General features: G+C 68.8%; 17 protein-coding genes. 10 read left to right on the top strand and 7 right to left on the bottom strand.

Annotated features, from left to right (window positions below):
• Positions 1–27: 27 nt before the first annotated feature.
• Entirely contained in the window at positions 28–606 is a 579-nt protein-coding gene (locus tag IJ15_RS0101410) for a TetR/AcrR family transcriptional regulator (protein ID WP_051918434.1), read from the bottom strand.
• A gap of 128 nt (positions 607–734) precedes the next feature.
• Between IJ15_RS0101410 and ettA the strand changes: the two genes are divergently transcribed.
• The 5 genes from ettA to IJ15_RS0101385 all read left to right on the top strand — a co-directional run bounded on the left by ettA (position 735) and on the right by IJ15_RS0101385 (position 8,971).
• Positions 735–2,414, top strand: coding sequence for an energy-dependent translational throttle protein EttA (ettA, locus tag IJ15_RS0101405; RefSeq protein ID WP_031936566.1), 1,680 nt, complete (start codon positions 735–737; stop codon positions 2,412–2,414).
• A 4-nt stretch (positions 2,415–2,418) separates the two neighbouring features.
• Complete coding sequence (locus tag IJ15_RS0101400; protein ID WP_031936565.1) at positions 2,419–2,841, top strand: acyl-CoA thioesterase; 423 nt, start codon at positions 2,419–2,421, stop codon at positions 2,839–2,841.
• Positions 2,842–2,947: 106 nt separating this feature from the next.
• Positions 2,948–7,828 (top strand): NAD-glutamate dehydrogenase, encoded by a 4,881-nt coding sequence (locus IJ15_RS0101395; protein ID WP_031936564.1) that lies wholly within the window; start codon positions 2,948–2,950, stop codon positions 7,826–7,828.
• 17 nt (positions 7,829–7,845) lie between these two features.
• Positions 7,846–8,292 (top strand): acyl-CoA thioesterase, encoded by a 447-nt coding sequence (locus tag IJ15_RS0101390; RefSeq protein WP_269321463.1) that lies wholly within the window; start codon positions 7,846–7,848, stop codon positions 8,290–8,292.
• A complete protein-coding gene (locus IJ15_RS0101385) occupies positions 8,285–8,971 on the top strand; it encodes a hypothetical protein (protein ID WP_031936562.1) in 687 nt (228 codons plus the stop codon). Before IJ15_RS0101390 ends, IJ15_RS0101385 begins: the two co-directional genes overlap by 8 nt.
• Here IJ15_RS0101385 and IJ15_RS0101380 read toward each other — a convergent pair.
• The 4 genes from IJ15_RS0101380 to IJ15_RS0101365 form a co-directional block, all read right to left on the bottom strand.
• Positions 8,961–9,563: a TetR/AcrR family transcriptional regulator gene (locus IJ15_RS0101380; RefSeq protein ID WP_031936561.1), complete on the bottom strand. Its 603-nt coding sequence runs from the start codon at positions 9,561–9,563 to the stop codon at positions 8,961–8,963. The genes IJ15_RS0101385 and IJ15_RS0101380 overlap by 11 nt on opposite strands.
• A gap of 2 nt (positions 9,564–9,565) precedes the next feature.
• Positions 9,566–10,801 carry a cytochrome P450 gene (locus IJ15_RS0101375; RefSeq protein WP_031936560.1) on the bottom strand — a complete coding sequence of 412 codons (1,236 nt, stop codon included), beginning with the start codon at positions 10,799–10,801 and terminating at the stop codon, positions 9,566–9,568.
• A gap of 65 nt (positions 10,802–10,866) precedes the next feature.
• The gene (locus IJ15_RS0101370) at positions 10,867–12,465 is read right to left on the bottom strand and encodes a glycoside hydrolase family 13 protein (RefSeq protein ID WP_156111985.1); all 1,599 of its coding nucleotides are present in this window, start codon (positions 12,463–12,465) and stop codon (positions 10,867–10,869) included.
• A 63-nt stretch (positions 12,466–12,528) separates the two neighbouring features.
• Positions 12,529–12,936, bottom strand: a complete 408-nt coding sequence (locus tag IJ15_RS0101365; protein WP_031936558.1) for a globin — start codon at positions 12,934–12,936, stop codon at positions 12,529–12,531.
• 177 nt (positions 12,937–13,113) lie between these two features.
• On the opposite strand from IJ15_RS0101365, the gene IJ15_RS0101360 reads away from it, so the two are divergent.
• From IJ15_RS0101360 to IJ15_RS0101350, 3 genes are read left to right on the top strand one after another with little or no spacing between them, the layout of a single operon-like run.
• Positions 13,114–13,797 carry an HNH endonuclease gene (locus IJ15_RS0101360; RefSeq protein WP_081880522.1) on the top strand — a complete coding sequence of 228 codons (684 nt, stop codon included), beginning with the start codon at positions 13,114–13,116 and terminating at the stop codon, positions 13,795–13,797.
• A gap of 49 nt (positions 13,798–13,846) precedes the next feature.
• Positions 13,847–14,095 carry an aa3-type cytochrome oxidase subunit CtaJ gene (gene ctaJ / locus IJ15_RS0101355; protein ID WP_031936556.1) on the top strand — a complete coding sequence of 83 codons (249 nt, stop codon included), beginning with the start codon at positions 13,847–13,849 and terminating at the stop codon, positions 14,093–14,095.
• Positions 14,082–14,561 carry a DUF5130 domain-containing protein gene (locus IJ15_RS0101350; protein ID WP_031936555.1) on the top strand — a complete coding sequence of 160 codons (480 nt, stop codon included), beginning with the start codon at positions 14,082–14,084 and terminating at the stop codon, positions 14,559–14,561. Before ctaJ ends, IJ15_RS0101350 begins: the two co-directional genes overlap by 14 nt.
• Before the next feature lie 107 nt (positions 14,562–14,668).
• On the opposite strand, the gene pepN is transcribed toward IJ15_RS0101350, so the two are convergent.
• Together pepN and IJ15_RS0101340 are read right to left on the bottom strand one after the other, a co-directional pair.
• Positions 14,669–17,251 carry an aminopeptidase N gene (gene pepN / locus IJ15_RS0101345; RefSeq protein ID WP_031936554.1) on the bottom strand — a complete coding sequence of 861 codons (2,583 nt, stop codon included), beginning with the start codon at positions 17,249–17,251 and terminating at the stop codon, positions 14,669–14,671.
• Positions 17,252–17,382: 131 nt separating this feature from the next.
• On the bottom strand, positions 17,383–18,624 hold the full coding sequence (locus IJ15_RS0101340; protein WP_031936553.1) for an NAD(P)/FAD-dependent oxidoreductase: 1,242 nt from the start codon (positions 18,622–18,624) through the stop codon (positions 17,383–17,385).
• 153 nt (positions 18,625–18,777) lie between these two features.
• Here IJ15_RS0101340 and IJ15_RS0101335 point away from each other — a divergent pair, with 153 nt between their 5' ends.
• Positions 18,778–19,419 carry a mycothiol-dependent nitroreductase Rv2466c family protein gene (locus IJ15_RS0101335; RefSeq protein WP_031936552.1) on the top strand — a complete coding sequence of 214 codons (642 nt, stop codon included), beginning with the start codon at positions 18,778–18,780 and terminating at the stop codon, positions 19,417–19,419.
• A gap of 78 nt (positions 19,420–19,497) precedes the next feature.
• Positions 19,498–19,980: a ribose-5-phosphate isomerase gene (locus tag IJ15_RS0101330; RefSeq protein ID WP_031936551.1), complete on the top strand. Its 483-nt coding sequence runs from the start codon at positions 19,498–19,500 to the stop codon at positions 19,978–19,980.
• The last annotated feature ends 6 nt before the right edge of the window (positions 19,981–19,986 follow it).

Raw genomic sequence — 19,986 nt, 5'->3', positions numbered from 1 at the left:
AAAACTAGACACCTGTCGTCCCGAGTGTCAAGAACTTTCGGGTTTGGGGGCGGTGTGAGGGTCGGGCGTCATCGCCGGTGCCAGCCAGCGCGTGAGGAATCTGCGCAGGTCGTCGTCGGCGTGGACCGCGTCGTCGTCGAAGATGACGACGGACATGCCCAGGCGCAGAGCGATCTCGACGATGTCGTCGAGGCGGTCCGCGAGTGCGGGTTCGTACTCGAGGATCGGCGAGAGCAGTTCGCGGGCAATCGGCTTGGCGCGCGCGATCATCCCCGGGTCGAACAGCGGGTTGCCGTCACCCGCGTGGAGCAGGGCGGCGAGCACGGGCACGTCGCGGATCGCGGCACGCCCGGCGACGACGAGTTCGACGACGTACTCGACGGGGGACTGCGCCGTCGCGAGGCGGGCGCGGATGTCGCCGAGTACATCGACGAGGAGACCGGCGACGGCCTGCGAGACGAGGTCCTCGCGGGTGCCGAAGATGGAGTAGACGGTCTGCCGGGTCACGCCTGCGGCGGCGGCAACGGCGGCAATGTTGACACCCTCGAATCCGGCGCCGCCGATCAGTCCGACCGTGGCGTCCAAGATCTTCTTCCGTGACCGCACCGGGTCATTATCGGGTACCGGTCGCGCACGCGGGAGGGCCGTGGGTCGGGCGCGGTAGGCTGGCTGGCGAGTCGTACGTTCTCGCAGCCGGTGAGCTGCACTTTTCCGGTCCAGATTGGAGCCTTTGGGTGGCTGAGTTTATCTACACGATGAAGAAGGTGCGCAAGGCGCATGGTGACAAGGTCATCCTCGATGACGTCAGCATGAGCTTCTACCCGGGCGCCAAGATCGGTGTGGTCGGCCCGAACGGTGCCGGTAAGTCCAGCATCCTGAAGATCATGGCCGGTCTGGACCAGCCGGGCAACGGCGAAGCGTTCCTCGCTCCTGGCGCGTCGGTCGGCATCCTGATGCAGGAGCCGCACCTGGACGAGACCAAGACGGTCCGCGAGAACGTCGAGGAGGGCCTCGGCGAGACGATGGTGCAGCTCAAGCGCTACAACGAGATCGCCGAGCTGATGGCCACCGACTACTCCGACGAGCTGATGGAGGAGATGGGCACCCTTCAGGAGAAGCTCGACCACGCCGACGCGTGGGAGATCGACTCGCAGCTCGAGCAGGCGATGGACGCGCTGCGCTGCCCGCCGCCGGAGGAGATGGTCACCCACCTGTCCGGTGGTGAGAAGCGCCGCGTCGCGCTGTGCAAGCTGCTGCTGAGCAAGCCCGACCTGCTGCTCCTCGACGAGCCCACCAACCACCTCGACGCCGAGTCGGTCCTCTGGCTCGAGCAGCACCTGGCCGCCTACCCGGGCGCCATCCTGGCCGTCACCCACGACCGGTACTTCCTCGATCACGTCGCGCAGTGGATCTGCGAGGTCGACCGTGGCCGCCTGTTCCCGTACGAGGGCAACTACTCCACCTACCTGGAGCAGAAGGCCGCCCGCCTCGAGGTGCAGGGCAAGAAGGACCAGAAGCTGCAGAAGCGCCTCAAGGAGGAGCTGGCCTGGGTCCGGTCCGGTGCCAAGGCTCGCCAGGCCAAGAACAAGGCCCGTCTCGATCGCTACGAGGAGATGGCGAACGAGGCCGAGAAGACCCGCAAGCTCGACTTCGACGAGATCCAGATCCCGGCGCCGCCGCGACTGGGCGACGTCGTCGTCGAGGTCAACCACCTCGACAAGGGCTTCGATGGCCGCCTGTTGATCAAGGATCTGTCGTTCACGCTGCCGCGCAACGGCATCGTCGGCGTCATCGGCCCCAACGGCGTCGGCAAGACCACGCTGTTCAAGACCATCGTCGGTCTCGAGGAGCCGGACAGCGGCGAGGTCAAGATCGGCCAGACGGTCAAGCTCAGCTACGTCGACCAGAACCGATCGGGTATCGATCCGACCAAGACGGTGTGGGAGGTCGTCTCCGATGGCCTCGATCACATCGTCGTCGGTCAGACCGAAATGCCGTCGCGTGCCTACATCAGCTCGTTCGGTTTCAAGGGTCACGATCAGCAGAAGCCGTCCGGGGTCCTCTCCGGTGGTGAGCGCAACCGCCTCAACCTGGCGATGACGCTCAAGCAGGGCGGCAACCTGATCCTGCTCGACGAGCCGACCAACGACCTCGACGTCGAGACCCTGGGATCGCTCGAGAACGCGCTCGAGCAGTTCCCGGGCTGCGCCGTCGTGATTTCGCACGACCGCTGGTTCCTCGATCGCACGTGTACCCACATCCTGGCGTGGGAAGGCGGCTTCGGCGACAACGAGGCTGCTTGGTACTGGTACGAGGGCAACTTCGAGGGCTACGAGCAGAACAAGGTAGAGCGTCTCGGCCCCGACGCCGCACGCCCGCATCGCGTCACGCACCGCAAGCTGACCCGCGACTGACCTCGTGTCGAACCAGATCTACACCTGCGACATCCAGGTTCGCTGGGGTGACTCCGATCGGCTCGGGCACGTCAACAACACGCGGGTCGTGGAGTACATGCAGGAGGCGCGTTCGCTCTTCCTGATCGAGGGTGCGGCGTCGGTCGGCGCCGCACCCGGCGCGGCCGTCGTCCGGAAGATGGACGTCGAGTTCCTGCGCCCCATCACCGACGCGTCCGGACCGGTGCGGGTCGAGGTGTCGGCAGTGCGGCTGGGGACGTCGTCGTTCACGCTGCGGCACGTCGTCAAGGACGTCTCCGGCAACGTCTGTGCCAGCGGCGACGCCCTCATGGTCGGGTTCGACGTCCGAGGCGAGCGTTCGCGCCCGCTCAGCGACGGCGAACGCCGGGTCCTCGAGGGCTACCTGCCGGCCTCGGCGCCGGCGTAGGTCCGGCGCGGACTCGGTCGGATCGAGATCCACCCCGCTCGGGGTCACCGCGGTTAGGCTCGCCTTGAGCCACCCGCGGTGACCTCGAACAGGGATGGAGCGTCGTATGACGGATTCTGCCGATTCCGACTGGTCTCTCGCACTGCCCGACGGACTGCGGGCCTGTCTGCCTGATCTGGCGGCCGCGTACTTCCGGCACACGTCGGCCGGTGAGCCCGACAGCGTTCTGAACGGTCGTTCGGACGCCATCCTGCGGGAGCATGTCGCGCTCGCCAGCCACCGGATGCCGGGGTGGGCCGCGACGCGCGTGCACCGGCCGTCGGACGGGACCGGGCTCGGTGCGGCGCTGCAGATCGTCACCGACGACATGCCGCTGCTCGTCGAGTCCGTCACCGCTCTTCTCGGCCGTCTCGACGCGGCCATCGGCGAGGTGGTGCACCCGATCTTCACGGTGCGCCGCGATACCGCCGGCAATCTGGAGACGGTCCTGCCGACCTCGTCGATCCATGATTCGCCCCCGGGCTGCCTCGCCGAGTCGTGGATGCATGTGCAACTGCATCCGGCGACCGACGACGCGACGCTCGACGCGCTCGAAGGGGCGATCGGCGACGTCCTGTCCGACGTCCACCAGGTGGTGGCCGACACCGAGGCGATGAGGGCGTTGCAGTTGGCGCTCGCGGCCGAGCTCGACGTCCGGGCCGGTGACCCGCCGTCCGGGCGTTCGGCGGACGAGCTGAGGGACTGCGCGAATCTGCTGCGCTGGCTCGCGGACGGTCACTACGCGGTGCTGGGGTACCGGCGCTTCGAGTTCGACGGCTCGGATGCGGCCGGCGGCCGGGCCCGGCAGTGGGTGCCCGACAGTGGCCTGGGTGTGCTGCGGGCGGACGTCCGAGCCGACGAACGCGTCAATATTCCTCTCGCCGCGGATATTCCGGATCGTCCACTGCTGGTGCTGACGCAGGGCTCGGCCCCGGCGACGGTGCACCGCTCGGTGTACCCGTACTTCGTGGGGGTGAGCATCCTCGCCGACGACGGAACGATCGTCGGCGAACACCGCTTCCTCGGGGTATTCACGGTGACCGCGATGCACGAGAACGTGCTCGAGATCCCGGTGATCGCGCGGCGGGTGCGGACCGCGATCGAGCGTGCAGGATTCGATCTCGGCTCGTTCTCGGGGCAGGCGATGCTCGAGGAGGTCCAATCGTTCCCCCGCACCGAGCTGTTCTCGATCGACACCGACACCCTGCTCGAGACGATCACCGCGGTGCTCAACATCGGACTCCGTCGTCAGGTGCGGTTGTTCATGCGGGAGGACGGTTTCGGTCGTTTCGTCTCGTGTCTGGTCTATCTCCCGCGGGACCGCTACACGACGCGGGTGCGGTTGGAGATGCAGCGGATCCTGCTCGACGAACTCGGCGGTGGTTCGCTCGAGTACACCGCGCGTGTCACCGAAGGCGACCTGGCGCTGCTGCACGTGACGATCCGCAAGCCGGTCGGGAGTCCGCCTGCGCCGGTCGACACGTCCGAGGCGAATCGGCTGCGGATCCAGAACATGCTGGCCGAGGCGAGTCGGAGCTGGGACGACCATTTCGCGGACACGGTGGCGGCCGACCCCGACGTGGACCCGGTGATGGCTGCCAGGTACGCGGCCGAGCTTCCCGACGCCTACAAGGAGGACTTCGACGCGGCGGAGGCGCTCGTCGACATCAGCCGGTTTGCCGGGCTCACGGCCGATTCGATCGACATGCGGATCCACCACGATCCGCCGGCCCCGGCGTGGCGATGGCAGTTCGCGCTCTACTTCGCGGGCACGGGAATCTCTCTGTCCCACGTACTTCCGGTGCTGCACAGCCTGGGTGTCGAGGTGCTCGACGAGCGGCCCTATCAGGTCCGGCGCCCGGACGGACTGCAGTGCTGGCTGTACGAGTTCGGGATTGCCGTCCCGCCGGAGCTGTTGGACGACGCCGCTGCCGGCGTGCGGTCCGGTGGGCCCGACCAGCAGTTGCGCGATCGTCTCACCGACGCGTTCACCGCGGTCTGGTACGGCCGCTGCGAGGCCGACCGGTTCAACCAGCTCGTGCTGCGTGCCGGGCTGGAGTGGCGTCAGACCACGGTGCTGCGGGCGTACGTGAAGTATCTGCGGCAGGCCGGTTTCGCGTACAGCCAGGCGCACATCGAGACGGTGGTGCTCGCGCACCCGGAGATCGCGCGATCGTTGATCGATCTGTTCGAGGCGTTGTTCGATCCGGACGACGCCTCCCCGACGCGGGTGAAGGACCTCGAGCGGGGACTGCGGGCCGCGATCGGAGAGGTGGTCAGCCTCGATGTGGACCGCATCCTGCGCGCCCTGTTCGGCCTGGTGCAGGCCACACTGCGTACCAATCACTACGTCCGCGGCGACGACGGTGCGCCGCGTGGCTTCCTGTCGCTGAAGTTCGAGCCGCACCGCATCTCGGAACTGCCGAAGCCGCGGCCGCGTTTCGAGGTGTTCGTGTACTCGCCCGAGGTCGAGGGCGTCCACCTGCGGTTCGGACCCGTCGCGCGCGGCGGGCTGCGCTGGTCGGACCGGCGCGACGACTTCCGGACCGAGATCCTCGGCCTGGCCAAGGCGCAGGCGGTCAAGAACGCGGTGATCGTGCCGGTCGGGGCGAAGGGTGGGTTCGTCGTCAAGCAACCCGTGGCGCCGACGGGTGATCCGGCGCTCGACCGGCAGGCCGTGCGGGACCAGGGCGTCGCGTGCTACCGGACGTTCATCTCGGGTCTGCTCGACGTGACCGACAACGTCGACCGCGCCAACGGCGCGGTCGTGCCGCCGCAGCGGGTGGTCCGCCGCGACGCGGACGACACGTATCTCGTGGTCGCCGCCGACAAGGGGACGGCCACGTTCTCCGACATCGCCAACGACGTGGCGGCCGGTTACGGCTTCTGGCTCGGTGACGCGTTCGCGTCGGGAGGCTCGGCAGGCTACGACCACAAGGAGATGGGCATCACCGCCCGAGGGGCGTGGGAGAGCGTCAAGCGGCACTTTCGTGAACTCGGAATCGATGTCGCGGCAGACGATTTCACGGTTGTCGGGATCGGCGACATGAGCGGCGACGTGTTCGGCAACGGCATGCTGCTGAGCGAGCACATCCGACTCGTCGCGGCGTTCGACCACCGGCACATCTTCCTCGACCCCGACCCGGACGCGGCCCGGTCGTTCGCCGAGCGGCGCCGGATGTTCGCGCTGCCCCGATCGTCCTGGGCCGACTACGATTCCACGGTCGTCAGCGAGGGCGGCGGCGTCTACCCGCGCACCGCGAAGTCGGTGCCGGTCAGCCCCCAGGTGCGCGCGGTGCTCGGGCTCGGGGCCGACGTGACGACGATGGCGCCGCCGGACCTGGTGAAGGCGATTCTGGCCGCGCCGGCGGATCTGCTGTGGAACGGCGGTATCGGCACCTACGTCAAGGCGGCGTCCGAGTCCGACGCGGCGGTGGGGGACAAGAGCAACGACGCCGTCCGGGTGCACGGGGCCGACCTCCGGGTGCGGGTGGTCGGGGAGGGCGGCAATCTCGGTGTCACGCAGCTCGGGCGCATCGAGTACGCCCTGCACGGCGGCAAGATCAACACCGACGCGATCGACAACTCGGCCGGGGTGGACTGCTCCGACCACGAGGTCAACATCAAGATCCTGCTCGACTCGCTGGTCAGCAGTGGCGCCCTCGCGCAGCGTGACCGGGACCCACTGCTCGCGTCGATGACCGACGACGTGGCCCGACTGGTGTTGGCGGACAACGTCGCCCAGAACAACCAGCTGGGAATGTCCCGCGCCAGCGCGTCGCAGATGCTCGGCGTGCACCGTCGGTTGATCGCGATGCTGATCTCGCACCACGGCCTCGATCGGAAGCTCGAGGCGCTGCCCACCGAATCCGAGTTCAACCGGCGCGCGCAGGCCGGCGCCGGCCTGACGTCACCCGAGTTGGCGACGGTGATGGCACACGTGAAGCTGGCGTTCGAGCAGGACCTGCTCGCGACCGATCTGCCGGACAGCGAGTTCTTCGCGTCCGGGCTGCCCGGCTACTTCCCGCGTCCCCTGCGGGAGCAGTTCGAGGCCGCGATCCGCGCGCACCCACTGCGCCGGCAGATCGTCGCGACGATGCTCGCCAACGAGACGATCGACAACGGCGGCATCACCTACGTCTACCGGCTCGCGGAGGACGCCGGTGCGTCGAGCACGGACGCGGTCCGCGCCTACGCGGCCGTCACGCAGATCTTCGGCCTGCACGACGTGTGGGAGCGGGTCCGGATCACCGACGTCCCGTCGGACGTCTCGGATGTGCTGATGCTGCAGTCGCGCCGGGTACTCGACCGCGCATCGCGGTGGTTCCTGTCGAACCGGCCGCAACCCATCGCGGTCGGGGCCGAGATCAGCCGCTACGCGACGGCGTATCGACAGCTGGCGCCGCAGGTGCCCGGGTGGCTGCGCGGACACCACGTGACGGACCTCGAGAAGCGGTCGCGGGCGGTCATCGCGGACGGCGCACCGCGGGAACTCGCCCTCGAGGTGTACCGGCTGCTGGACCTGTTTCCGCTGCTCGACATAATCGACATCGCCGACATCTGCGAGCGGGACGGCGCGGAGGTCGCAGAGTTGTACTACGCGCTCGACGCGCACCTGGGCATCGACTGGTTGCTCACGGCGGTGTCCGACCTGGCGCGCGGCGACCGCTGGCATTCGCTGGCGCGGCTGGCGCTTCGGGACGACCTGTACGGGTCGCTGCGGTCACTCACGCTGGAGGTGCTGGTCGGTGGGGAACCGACGGAGACGCCGCAGGAGAAGATCGACTACTGGGAGTCGACCAACGCGTCGCGACTGTCGCGGGCGAGGTCCGCGCTCGCCGAGATCTTCGAGTCTGGAACGCTGGACCTCGCGACGCTCTCGGTGGCGGCGCGTCAGGTTCGCAGCATGGTGCGGGGTGTGGGCACCAGATCGGAGGTCGGAAGGTGAGCGGTTCTCAGGAGGCCGTGAGGAACGGGAGCCCTGTCGGTGCGGAGCCGGTGGGATTCCACACGCGGGTCGCGGTCCGCTGGTCGGACATGGACGCCTTCCAGCACATCAACCACGCCCGGATGGTGACGCTGCTCGAGGAGGCGCGGATCCCGTGGTTGTTCGAGGACCACTCGCCGACGGTGACGCTGCGGGACGGCGCGGTGATCGCCGACCTGCACGTGCGCTACCGCGGTCAACTCCGGCACGACGACAGCCCACTCGACGTCCTGATGTGGATCGAGCAGGTCCGTGCCGTCGATTTCACGATCGCCTACGAGGTTCGGCCCGCGGGCGCGGCATCCACGACGCCGGCGGCGATCGTCGCGTCCACCCAGATCGCTGCCTTCGACATCGGGACCCAGCGGTTGCGGCGGCTGACGGATTCCGAGCGCGCGTACCTGGAGCGCTGGAAGCGTGCGTGAACGTGTTCTGACGGTCCCGAACCCCGCGGACCGGGCCGACCTGGCGGTGTTCGTCGGGCGTGCCTTGCGGCTCGACGAGGCTGCGGTGGTGCGGCTGCGACAGCGGCCGGCGGGAGGGCTGTCGGTCTGGGCGGCAACAGGATTCGACGCCCTGGCGACGCGAGTCGTTGCCGGGGAGATCCGTCCGCAGGACACGACGGCCGGCGCCGACATCCTGCTACGGGCGATGTCGGAGCCCGATGTCGGCGCCGAGATCGACCCGGGGTTCGCGATGGACTCGGCGTGGCGCGGCGCGTTGCCGCCCGAGTCGGGATACGTACACGTGGACGACGTGCCCGCGCGGGTCCTGCTCGAACTGGCGCAGCGCGGCGCCGCGCTGGCGAAGGAACACGGCAGCGCGCAGGGCCCGCCCACGTCGCTGCTCGAGCAGAAGGTGCTCGACGTCGAGGGCGGCGGCACCCGCATCGAGGTCTCGATGCGCACCGTGTTCGCGCTCACCGGAATGGGATTCGTGCCACTCGCCGCGGGCGGTGCCGCGACCGCCGACACCGACCTCGCCGCGATCGCCGAGACCGAGATCGTGCGGGTGCGTGCGCACCCGTCGTGGCTGCGACTCGACGCCCGATTCGGATCGGTCTACGCGCGTCGGGCCGGCGCCATTCCGCTCTTCACGACGTAGGTCGGTGATCGGTGCCGGGTGCAATCAGCACCGGCACCAGGAACTGCTCGACCATGGCCCGCTCGTCCGCGGCGTCGGCGCCGGGCACGGTCAGTAGCGAGACGATCGCCCGCACCAGCCAGCGTGCGCGCCGGACGATCTCGATGTCGTCGGCGTGCCACAGGTCGGCCAGGAACGCGGTGCCGATCACCTCGATCACCTCGGACGTGCCTGCCAGTTCCGACGCGAGACCGGCGTCGCCCAGGCCGAACCACGCCGCCAGTGTCGGGGTGGAACGGACCTCGGCGATCGCCAGGAGGACAGCTTCGGTCACCCGCACCCGTGGGTCGTCGATGGGCGCGACCGTCGCCGCGATCTGCTCACCGAGCCGGCGGGCCTCCCGGTGCACGTACGCCCGGTGCAGTGCGCGTCGGTTCTCGAAGTAGCGGTAGAGCGTGGCGCGCGAACACCCGGCGGCCTTGGCCACCTCGGCCATCCCGGTTCCGGCAACGCCGCGTTCGACGAACAACTCGGCGGCGGCGTCGAGGATCTTCCCGGCCGCCGCCTCGTTGCGCTCGTCGCTCAGCCATACGCCGGATGTCTTGGCGGTCATGGCTATCCGGCGCGGAACGGGACGTGGGTGGGCCGGCGGACGTAGTTGCCGGCGGCGTACTCGACGCCGTCGATGTCGACCTCGAAGTCCGGGCAGCGCGCAAGCAGTTCCTCGAGCGCCACCCGAGCCTGCATTCGTGCGGCGGCAGCACCGAGGCAGTGGTGGTTGCCGTTGCTGAACGTCATGATCTGACGCGGATTGCGCAGCACGTCGAGTTCCTCGGCGTCCGGCCCGTACACCCGCGGATCACGGTTCGCGGAGCCGTACACCAGCAGCACCTTGCGGTCGGCGGGGATCGTGACGTCGTCGATGGTGACGTCGCGGGTGGTGGTGCGGGCCAGTCCCTGCACGGGGGACGTCAGTCGCAGCAGTTCCTCGATGGCGCCGTTGATGCGCGACGGATCGGCCAGCAGCAGTTCCCGCTGATCCCGGCGCTGGGTGAGCAGTTGCACTGCGCCGCCCAGCATTCCGGTCGTGGTGTCGTTCCCGCCGGTGACCATCGTGAAGGCGAACCCGAGGATCGACAGCAGTCCCGAGATGTCGTCGCTGTCGGCGCCGACCCCGGCCGCCACGAGGTGCGAGATGGTGTCGTCGCCCGCGGCGCCCTTGCCGATCTCGGCCCGACGCCGTTCGATGAGCCCGCCGAAGTAGCCCATCAGTTCGCCGACGGCGTTCGCCGCATCGAGTGGATCCCCGGTGGCGTTGGCCGCGACGATCGCGTCCGTCCAACCGTCGAACTGCCCGCGGTCCTCCGCCGGCACGCCCAGATAGTGGGCGACGACCATGCTGGGCAGCGGCTTGAACAGCGCCGTGACGATGTCGCCCTCGCCGGCGGCCCGCAGTTCCTCGAGTCGCTCGACGACGAACCTGCGCACCTCGGGTTCGACGGCCTCCACCTGGCGCGGTGTGAACCCGCGGGCGACCAGGCGGCGGAACTGCGTGTGGACGGGCGGGTCGAGCATCACCAGCGGGGGATTGTCCCGGAGCCCGATCTTGTCGAGTTCGCCGTAGGTCATGGTCAGTCCCTCGGCGGACGAGAACGTCCCCGCGTCGCGCGACGCCTCGTACACGTCCGCGTGCCGGGTGAGCACCCAGAAGTCGTCGGCGGGGGAGTTCGCGGGCACGACATTGTGGACGGGGTCGTGGTCGCGCAGTGCGGCGTACATCCCCCACGGGTCGCGCCAGGACTCGCCGGAGCGGGGCACGTAGGACGCCTGGCCGGACACTGTCGTCGTCATGTTTCGACAGTGAGACACATCACCCTTTTTGTCAAGGGTTCGAGTGTGCCCGCCGGCCGGCGGTGTCAGACCATCCAGGCGGCCGAATCTGCCGGAAGCAGCCCGTCGACGAGGGGTGCGCTCGAGAGCACGACCGTGCCCGGCGGGAGTTCGATCGGGCCGTCCGTCGCGTTCAACACGCAGATCAGACCGCCGGTGCGGCGGAATGCGAAACAGCCGGGAGGGCTTCCGTACCAATCGATTCCGGGCCCCGAACACTCCGGCAGCCTGGCTCGCAACTCGAGCGCCGCGCGGTACAGCGACAGCGTCGAGTCGACGTCCTCGAGCTGGGACTCCACGGTCAGTGCCGTCCACTGCGGCGGCATCGGCAGCCACGTGTCGGGGGTCGTCGAGAAGCCGAAGGGCGGGCGGTCACCCTCCCACGGCACCGGGACCCGGCACCCGTCGCGACCGCGCTCGGTATGCCCGGATCGCTCCCATGTCGGGTCCTGGAGGACGGCGTCGGGGAGATCGACGTTCGGCAGGCCGAGCTCGCCACCGTTGTAGATGAACGCCGCCCCCGGCAACGCCAACTCCACCAGGGCCATCGCGCGGGCGCGGGCCACACCGCGGGCGCCGCCGCCGTACCGGGTCACCTCGCGTTCGACGTCGTGATTCGACAGCGTCCAGGTCGGGGTGCCGCCGACCCGCGCCACCGCGTCGAGCGAGTTCTCGATCGCGGCGCGGACCGCATCGGCGGCGAACACCGTCTCGGCGAGCCGGAAATTGAAGCCCAGGTGCAGTTCGTCGGGGCGGATGTACCGGCCGAACCGCTCGTTGTCGCGCACCCAGATCTCGCCGACCGCCACCGCGTCCGGGAACTCGTTCATCACCCGGCGGATACCGCGATGGATCTCGTGCACGGCCGGGTTGTCGAAGCGCGGATCGTCGTCGTCGTTCTTCAGGAGTTCGTTGCCGGCCCAGTCGTGGTCGGGGAGCCCCTCCGGCTTGGCCATGCCGTGCGCCACGTCGATGCGGAACCCGTCGATGCCGCGGCGCAGCCAGAACCGGAGGGTCTGCTCCAGGTCCGCGAACACCTCGGGGTCGTTCCAGTTCAGGTCCGGCTGCTCGCGTGCGAAGATGTGCAGGTACCACTGGCCGGGAGTGCCGTCCGGTTCGGTGATCCGTGTCCACGCCGGCCCGCCGAAGACGCTCGGCCAGTTGTTGGGCGGCTCTGCGCCGTCCGGGCCACGTCCGTCCCGGAAGATGTAGCGGTCCCGGGCGCGGCCGCCGGGACGGTCCGCGAGAGCCTCCCGGAACCACGGGTGCTCGCTGGACGTGTGATTGGGGACGAGGTCCATCGTCACCCGTATCCCGCGGGCGTGCGCCTGAGCGATGAGCTCGTCCATGGTCGCGAGATCGCCGAACAGGGGATCGACGTCCCGGGGGTCGGAGACGTCGTAGCCGTGATCGGCCATCGGTGAGCGCATCACCGGACTGAGCCAGAGCGCATCGACACCCAGCAGCTCGAGATAGCCCAGTCGGTCGATCACACCACCCAGGTCGCCGATGCCGTCGCCGTTCGAGTCGGAGAACGACCGCGGATACACCTGGTAGAAGACCGCGTCGGACCACCACGACCGGGAGTCGGACGGTTCGTGGGCCGCGGACTTGTCCTCACGGATGGTCACAGCCACCAATAGTGCCGCATCGGCGGGCCGCTGAAGCGGTATGCGGCCGTGGTGTTTCTACACCGGCGAGTTGACCATCGACGCCGCCGCCATGTCCATGTAGTCGATCAGCGCGCGGCGGTGTGGTTCGTCAAGCGTCTGCTCGTCGATCGAGGCGATCGCGGTGTGCATGCACCGCAGCCACGCGTCCCGCTCGATCGGGCCGATCCGGAACGGATTGTGGCGCATCCGCAGGCGTGGATGCCCACGTTCCTCCGAGTAGGTGCGCGGTCCGCCCCAGTACTGCTCGAGGAACATGCGCATGCGGCGCTCGGCCGGCCCGAGGTCCTCCTCGGGATACAGCGGTCGGACCACCTCGTCCTTCGCGACTTCCTCGTAGAAGCGCGCGGTGAGTTTGCGGAACGTCTCAGCTCCGCCGACCGCCTCGTAGAAGGTCTGCTGCGTGGTGGGGTTCGTTTCAGTCATGTCCCGTCCCATTGTGCCCGGTTTCGAGTCGAGCATGCCTCGAGGACCGCCCGGCGCGCACGGACGTGGGGTGCGCCACCGTTCGTTCACCGTCCGTGCCGCAGATTTTTTCCCGGAAATGGGTGTGCGGACGCCGATCATCCGTGGTCAACTGGGGTCAGTCTTCGCGGAGGTCGCATGACACATCGACAGAGCGCGCGAGCGCATCGACAACTCGTGCCCACTGACGTGCGGGGAGACCGCACGCTGGGGGCTTTTCCGCTGCATGTCATCCCCGAGCCCGGATCGTCCGGGCTCGGTCTGCCGAGTCTCGGCACCGAGACTTCCTGGACTTCCCGGACCTCCTGGAACAAACGTCGGGTGCTGCTCCTCAACGCCACGTTCGAACCTCTCACCGCGCTGCCCGCGCGCCGCGCCGTCGTGCTCATGGTCTGCGACAAAGCCGACCCGGTTCACGAGGACCCGCTCGGTCCCGTGGTCCACTCCGAGGGCTGTGCCCTCCAGGTTCCGTTCGTCATCCGACTCCGCAACTATGTCCGGGTTCCGTACCGGACCCGAGTCCCGATGACCCGCGCCGCGCTCATGCACCGTGACCGCTTCCGCTGCGGGTACTGCGGGGACAAGGCCGAGACCATCGATCACGTCGTACCGCGCAGCCGTGGCGGCGGGCACTCGTGGGAGAACTGCGTCGCGTGCTGCGCGCCGTGCAACCACCGAAAAGCGGACAAACTGCTCACCGAGCTGGGGTGGACCCTCCGGACGGCGCTCGTGCCGCCCTCCGGGCCGCACTGGCGGTTGCTGTCGACCACCACCGAGGTACATCCCACCTGGCTTCCCTATCTCGGCGAGGGTGCGGCCTGATTCGGCCCCGACACTTCCATTTCGGCAGGACTCGGCTACGGTTTGCGTCGTGAGCATTCTCGAGACAGTGCTGATATTCGTAGGGATCCCCGTACTGGTGATCGCGATTGTCGCGGTCCCGTCCTACATGACCAAGAAGTCGCCCGGATTCGTTCCGACCGAGTACCGACTCGGTCAGCGCTGGACCCATCAGCCGGTCCTGTGGAGCGCTGTCGACGAGGTGACCACGCACGGTCACCACAGCGGACACGCTGCCGGTGCAGATCTGATCGGAGGTTCGGCAAGTGGCAAGTGGTGACGTTCTCCAGTCCTCGTCGGTAGCAGCGGCGGATCTGCCGATGGGCACCGTCGTGACCTCCGGCGGCCGCATCTCCGGCGTGCACCGCATCGGCGAGCCCTTCGCCGACCTGCTGCCGTTCACCACCGAGCAGTTGGTGCGCCTCGACGTCGCCCTGACGGAAGCGACGCGGTCGACCAAGGTGCGCTTCAACATCTACGTCGGCGATCTGGGCGAGAACCCGGCCGCCGGCGCGGACGCGGTCTTCCCGAACACCCCGGAGGCCGACCGGTCGATCCTGATCGCCGTGTCGCCGAACCAGCGGGTGATCGAGGTCCGCGGTGGCCGCGGCGTCGCGAACCGGGTCACGGATCGGGTCACGCAGCTCGGCGTCACCGCCGCCGTCGGGTCCTTCGGCGAGGGTGACCTCATCGACGGTCTCGTCTCGGCGCTGCGCGTCATGAGCGCCGCGATCGCCCCGAAGTAGTCCCGCACTTTCCGCTTCACCCCCGGTGACCCGATGTCACATGCGTTCAGTCGAACTGAACCGCTGTGACATCGGGTCACCGGCGTTTCCGGGGCCGGACGCGCAGGTCAGGTCGCGTCGAACGCGCGGGCCTTCAGTGAGCGAACGATGCCGGCGCGGCCCTCGACCACCAGCCGGCGCAGCGCGGGCGGATGCTCACCGGACAGGAACGCGTCGGCTGCGGCCACCGACTCCTCGCTGATCGACCACGACGGGTACAGCCCAACCACGACGGTCTGCGCGACCTCACTCGAGCGACGCTCCCACACCTCGGGGATCTCCGCGAAATACCGTGCGACATACGGCTCGAGCAGGGCGTCCTGGCCCGGACCGGCGAAGCCGCCGATGATCGCGCGGGCCGTGATGTTCGGGACGGTGTCGTCGTCGACGACGGTCGTCCACGCCCGCTCCTTCACCGCGGCCTGCGGGCGCGCCGCCGCGGCGGCCGCAGCGTGCCGTGCCCCCGCCGCAGTCGGATCCCGCTGCGCCTCGGCGTCGATGAACGGTGTCTCGATGCCGTCCGCGTCGACCTGACCGGCCGCGGCCAGGGCGTGCACCAGCCGCCAGCGCAGGTCGGTGTCCACGACCAGCCCGGTCAGACCCAGCGTTGCAGGGTCGGCGTCGAGCAGTTCCTGCAGCACCTCGGAGTGCCACGCCGACAGTTGCGACCCGGTGAGCGCGTTGACGAACGCCAGTTGGTGGTCCGAGCCGGGCTCGGCCTCGCGAGCCAGCTCGAGCAGCCGATCGGTGAACGCCGGCCACCCGAACGCGCCGGACCAGCCGGGCTCCGCGTACGCCGCGAGCGCGGTGTGCGCCTGCATCAGCAGCCGCTGCACCACACCGACCTCCGTCTCGGCGCCGATACCGCGCTGCACCAGGCCGACGAAGTCGCGCGCACGCATCTCCGCCTGCCGGGTCATCTCCCACGCCGCCGACCACGCGAGGGTGCGGGGGAGCGGCTCGGCGATGTCACCGATCCGGCCGATCAGGGTGTCGAGCGAATCCCGGTCCAGGCGCACCGAGCAGTACGTCAGATCGTCGTCGTTGACCAGGATCAGCTTGCCGCGCGGCACCCCGACCAGCTCGGGCACGTCGGTGCTCGCGCCCTCGACGTCGAGTTCGACGCGGTGCGTGCGGACCAGCTTGCCGCTCGCCGGGTCGTCGTCGTAGATGCCGACCGCGAGGCGGTGCACGCGGGTCTCGCCGGCGCCCGGCGCGGCGCCGTCCTGCAGCACCGCGAAGTTGCGGAAGGTGCCGTCGGGCTCGATCTGGAAGTCCGGGCGCAGGATGTTCAGCCCGGTCGTCTTGAGCCACTGCGCGCCCCAGCTCGACAGGTCGCGGCCGGACGCCTTCTCCAGCGCCCGCAGCAGGTCGTCGAACGTCGCGTTGCCGAACGCGTGCTCGGCGAAGTAGTCACGCAGGCCGGCCATGAACGGCTCCTGGCCCACATACGCGACGAGCTGCTTGAGCACGCTCGCGCCCTTGGCGTACGTGATGCCGTCGAAGTTCACCTCGACGGCCGCCAGATCCGGGATGTCCGCGGCGATGGGGTGCGTCGACGGCAACTGGTCCTGCCGGTACGCCCAGGACTTCTCCACGTTCGCGAACGTGGTCCAGGCGTTGGTGTACTCGGTGGCCTCGGTCTGGCACAGCACCGACGCGAACGTCGCGAACGACTCGTTGAGCCACAGGTCGTCCCACCAGCGCATCGTGACGAGGTCACCGAACCACATGTGCGCCATCTCGTGCAGCACGGTCTCGGCGCGCCGCTCGTACGAGTAGCGGGTCACCTTGGACCGGAACACGTAGTCCTCGAGGAAGGTCACCGCGCCCGCGTTCTCCATCGCGCCCGCGTTGAACTCCGGCACGAACAGCTGGTCGTACTTGCCGAACGCGTAGGGGATCCCGAAGTTGCGGTGGTAGAAGCCGAAGCCCTGCTTGGTCTCGGTGAACAGGCGTTCGGCGTCCATGTGTTCGGCGAGCGAGGAGCGGCAGTAGATGCCGAGCGGGATGGTGCCGTGCTCGTCGGTGTAGAAGTCGGTCCACTGCGCGTACGGTCCGGCGATGAGCGCCACCAGGTACGTGCTCATCCGCGGCGTCGTCCGGAAGACATGCCGGCCCGGCGTCGCGACCAGCGTCTGGACGGTCTCGGCGTTGGAGATCACCTTCCAGTCGTCGGCGGCGGTGACAGCGATGTCGAACGTGGCCTTGAGGTCCGGCTGGTCGAAGCACGCGAACATCCGCTTGGCATCAGCGGTCTCGAACTGCGAGTACAGGTACACCGCGTCGTCGGTGGGGTCGACGAACCGGTGCAGTCCCTCGCCGGTATTCGTGAACATGCAGTCGGCCTCGACGACCAGTTCGTTGGACTCGGCCAGGCCGTCGAGCGTGATGCCCGTCGACTCGTCGTACGACGACACGTCGACCGGGGTGCCGTTGAGCACCGCGGAATGCACTCTGGCGGCGATGATGTCGATGAACGTCGACGCACCCGCCGTCGCCGAGAAGGTGACGGTGGTGCGGGACCGGAAGGTGCTCTCGCCCGGCCGGCCGGCCCCGTCGGTGAGATCCAGTTCGATGCGATAGTTGTCGACGGTCAACAGTGCCGCGCGTTCGGCGGCCTGTTCGCGGGTCAGATTCGGTGGGGCCACAAAGATCTCCTCATCACGGATGGACAATCGACTCACTGCTATCCCATCACGCGTCCCCGTCCTCCCGCGATTTGCGCACTTATCGCGGCCGTTCCGAGGTCCGAGGCGCGACAAGTGCGCAAAACGCGGGGTCAGGGGAGGAGGGTGGGCAGCGGAACGGTGGGGTCGGCGAGGCGTTCGGGGTCGACCGGACCGGAGAACGCGACGAGCGCCTTGATGTCGTCGGTGACGTCCCAGATGTTGACGTTCATACCGGCCATGACGCGGTTGTCCTCGTCGAGCCAGAACGCCAGGAACTCTCGGCCCCCGACGTCGCCGCGGGTGACGACCGTCGCGTACTCCGGTGCCCAGCCCACGTACTCCATGCCCAGGTCGTACTGGTCGGTGAAGAAGTACGGCAGGTTGGTGTACTCGACCGGATGGCCGAGCATGGTCGCGGCCGCGACCGCCGGCTGGTTCAGCGCGTTGGCCCAGTGCTCGACGCGGACCCGGGCCGCCAGCAGCGGGTGCTGCTGCGCCGCGATGTCACCGACCGCGACGATGTGCGGATCGCTGGTCGTCAGCGTGCCGTCGACGAGGACGCCGCCGTCCACGGAAAGCCCCGCGGCCTCGGCGATCTCGATGTTGGGCTGCGCGCCCACCGCGACCAGCACCGCGTCGGCGGGCAGCACCGTCCCGTCGCCGAGCCGGACGCCGTCGGCGCGTCCGTCGGTGACGGTGATCTCCTCGACCTTGGCCCCGAAGCGGAGATCGACGCCGTGTTCGCGGTGCAGATCGGCGAACACCGCACCCATCTCCCGGCCCAACGCCGCGAGCAGTGGCAACTCGGCCGACTCCACGACGGTGACCGCGACATCGCGTCCGCGCGCGCCCGCCGCGACCTCGAGTCCGATCCAACCCGCGCCGACGATCACCAACCGGGCATCCGGGGAGAGCGCCTCGATCAGCGCGTCGGATTCGTCGACGGTGCGCAGGTAGTGCACCCCCGTCGCGTCCGCGCCCGGAATCGGTGGGCGACGGGATCGGGATCCGGTCGCGAGCGCGAGACGGTCGTAGCCGAGCGTCGACCCGTCCGGCAGGACCACGCACCGGCGGTCGCGATCGAGGGCCGTGACGGTGGTCCCCAGACGCAGATCGACGCGGTGGTCTCGGTACCAGTCACCGTGCAGCACTGTGAAATCAGGCAGATCCTTCTTGCCGGCGAGGTGTTCCTTCGAGAGGGGTGGCCGCTCGTAGGGGAGGTGATCCTCCTGGCCGAGGAGGACGATGGATCCGTCGAAATCTCTGGCTCGCAACGATTCCGCGACCTTGGCGCCGGCCAGGCCGCCGCCGACGATGACGAACGTGCGATTCGATGACTCGTGGGACGTCACGGCAGGCTCCGTTCCAGGGTGGTTACCGGCTGTCCTCCATCGACAGTAACGTTGCTTCGGGGCGTGCGGGAAGGCTTTCCGAACGTGCATGGTTGTCTATCAGTCGAGAGGTGTGACGCGGATCTGTCACACCGCAGGACGAGGGAGACACGCGTGAGCGCGGAAGCACAGACAAACCCCGGCAAGCCCGGCGAGAAGGACACCGTCGACTTCTGGTTCGACCCCCTGTGCCCCTGGTGCTGGATCACCTCGCGGTGGATCCTCGAGGTCACGAAGGTGCGCGACATCGAGGCCAACTTCCACGTCATGAGCCTGGCCGTGCTCAACGAAGGCAGGGAGCTGCCCGAGGAGTACCGCGAGAAGATGAGCAGGGCGTGGGGCCCGGTGCGGGTCCTCATCGCCGCTGCCCAGCAGCGGGGTGACGAGATCCTCCTGCCGCTCTACACCGCGATGGGAACGCGGATCCACAACGGCGGCAACCAGGACCTGACGAACGTCGTCGCCGAGGCTCTCGCCGAACTGGGCCTGCCCGCCGAACTGGCAGCGGCCGCGGACGCCGACGAGTTCGACGTCGAACTGCGCCGCAGCCACCACGCCGGCATGGACAAGGTCGGCGACGACGTCGGCACCCCCACCATTCACGTCAACGGCACCGCCTTCTTCGGCCCGGTGCTCTCGCGCATCCCGCGGGGCGAGGACGCCGGCAAGGTCTGGGACGGCACCGTCGCCCTCGCGTCCTACCCGCACTTCTTCGAACTCAAGCGCAGCCGCAACGAGGATCCCCAGTTCGACTGACGTCGACGGTCCGAGCGTGACGTCGTCGCGGCGTCCCCGAGGGGCGCCGCGACGACGTGACCTGTCAGAATTGACGTCATGCGCGTATACCTGGGTGCCGACCACGCCGGCTTCGAACGCAAGAACCAGATCATCGAACACCTCACCGCGAACGGCCACGAGGCCATCGACTGCGGTGCACACGTCTACGACGCCGTCGACGACTACCCGGCGTTCTGCATCGAGGCGGCCCGCCGCGTCGTCGCCGATCCGGGCAGCCTCGGCCTGGTCCTCGGTGGCAGCGGCAACGGCGAGCAGATCGCCGCGAACAAGGTCCCCGGCGCGCGCTGCGCCCTCGCGTGGAGCGTCGAGACCGCGCAGTTGGCCCGCCAGCACAACAACGCGCAGCTCATCGGTATCGGCGGCCGCATGCACTCGCTCGAGGAGACCCTCGCGATCGTCGACGCCTTCCTCGCCACCGAGTGGTCCGACGAGGAGCGTCACCAGCGCCGCATCGACATCCTCGCCGAGTACGAGAAGACGGGCGTCGCGCCGGCCGTGCCCGCGGCCCCCGAAGCCTGACGAAAA

The sequence above is a fragment of the Prescottella defluvii genome, from assembly GCF_000738775.1.
Classification (GTDB): domain Bacteria; phylum Actinomycetota; class Actinomycetes; order Mycobacteriales; family Mycobacteriaceae; genus Prescottella; species Prescottella defluvii.
This window is presented reverse-complemented; position numbering and strand designations above follow the sequence as displayed.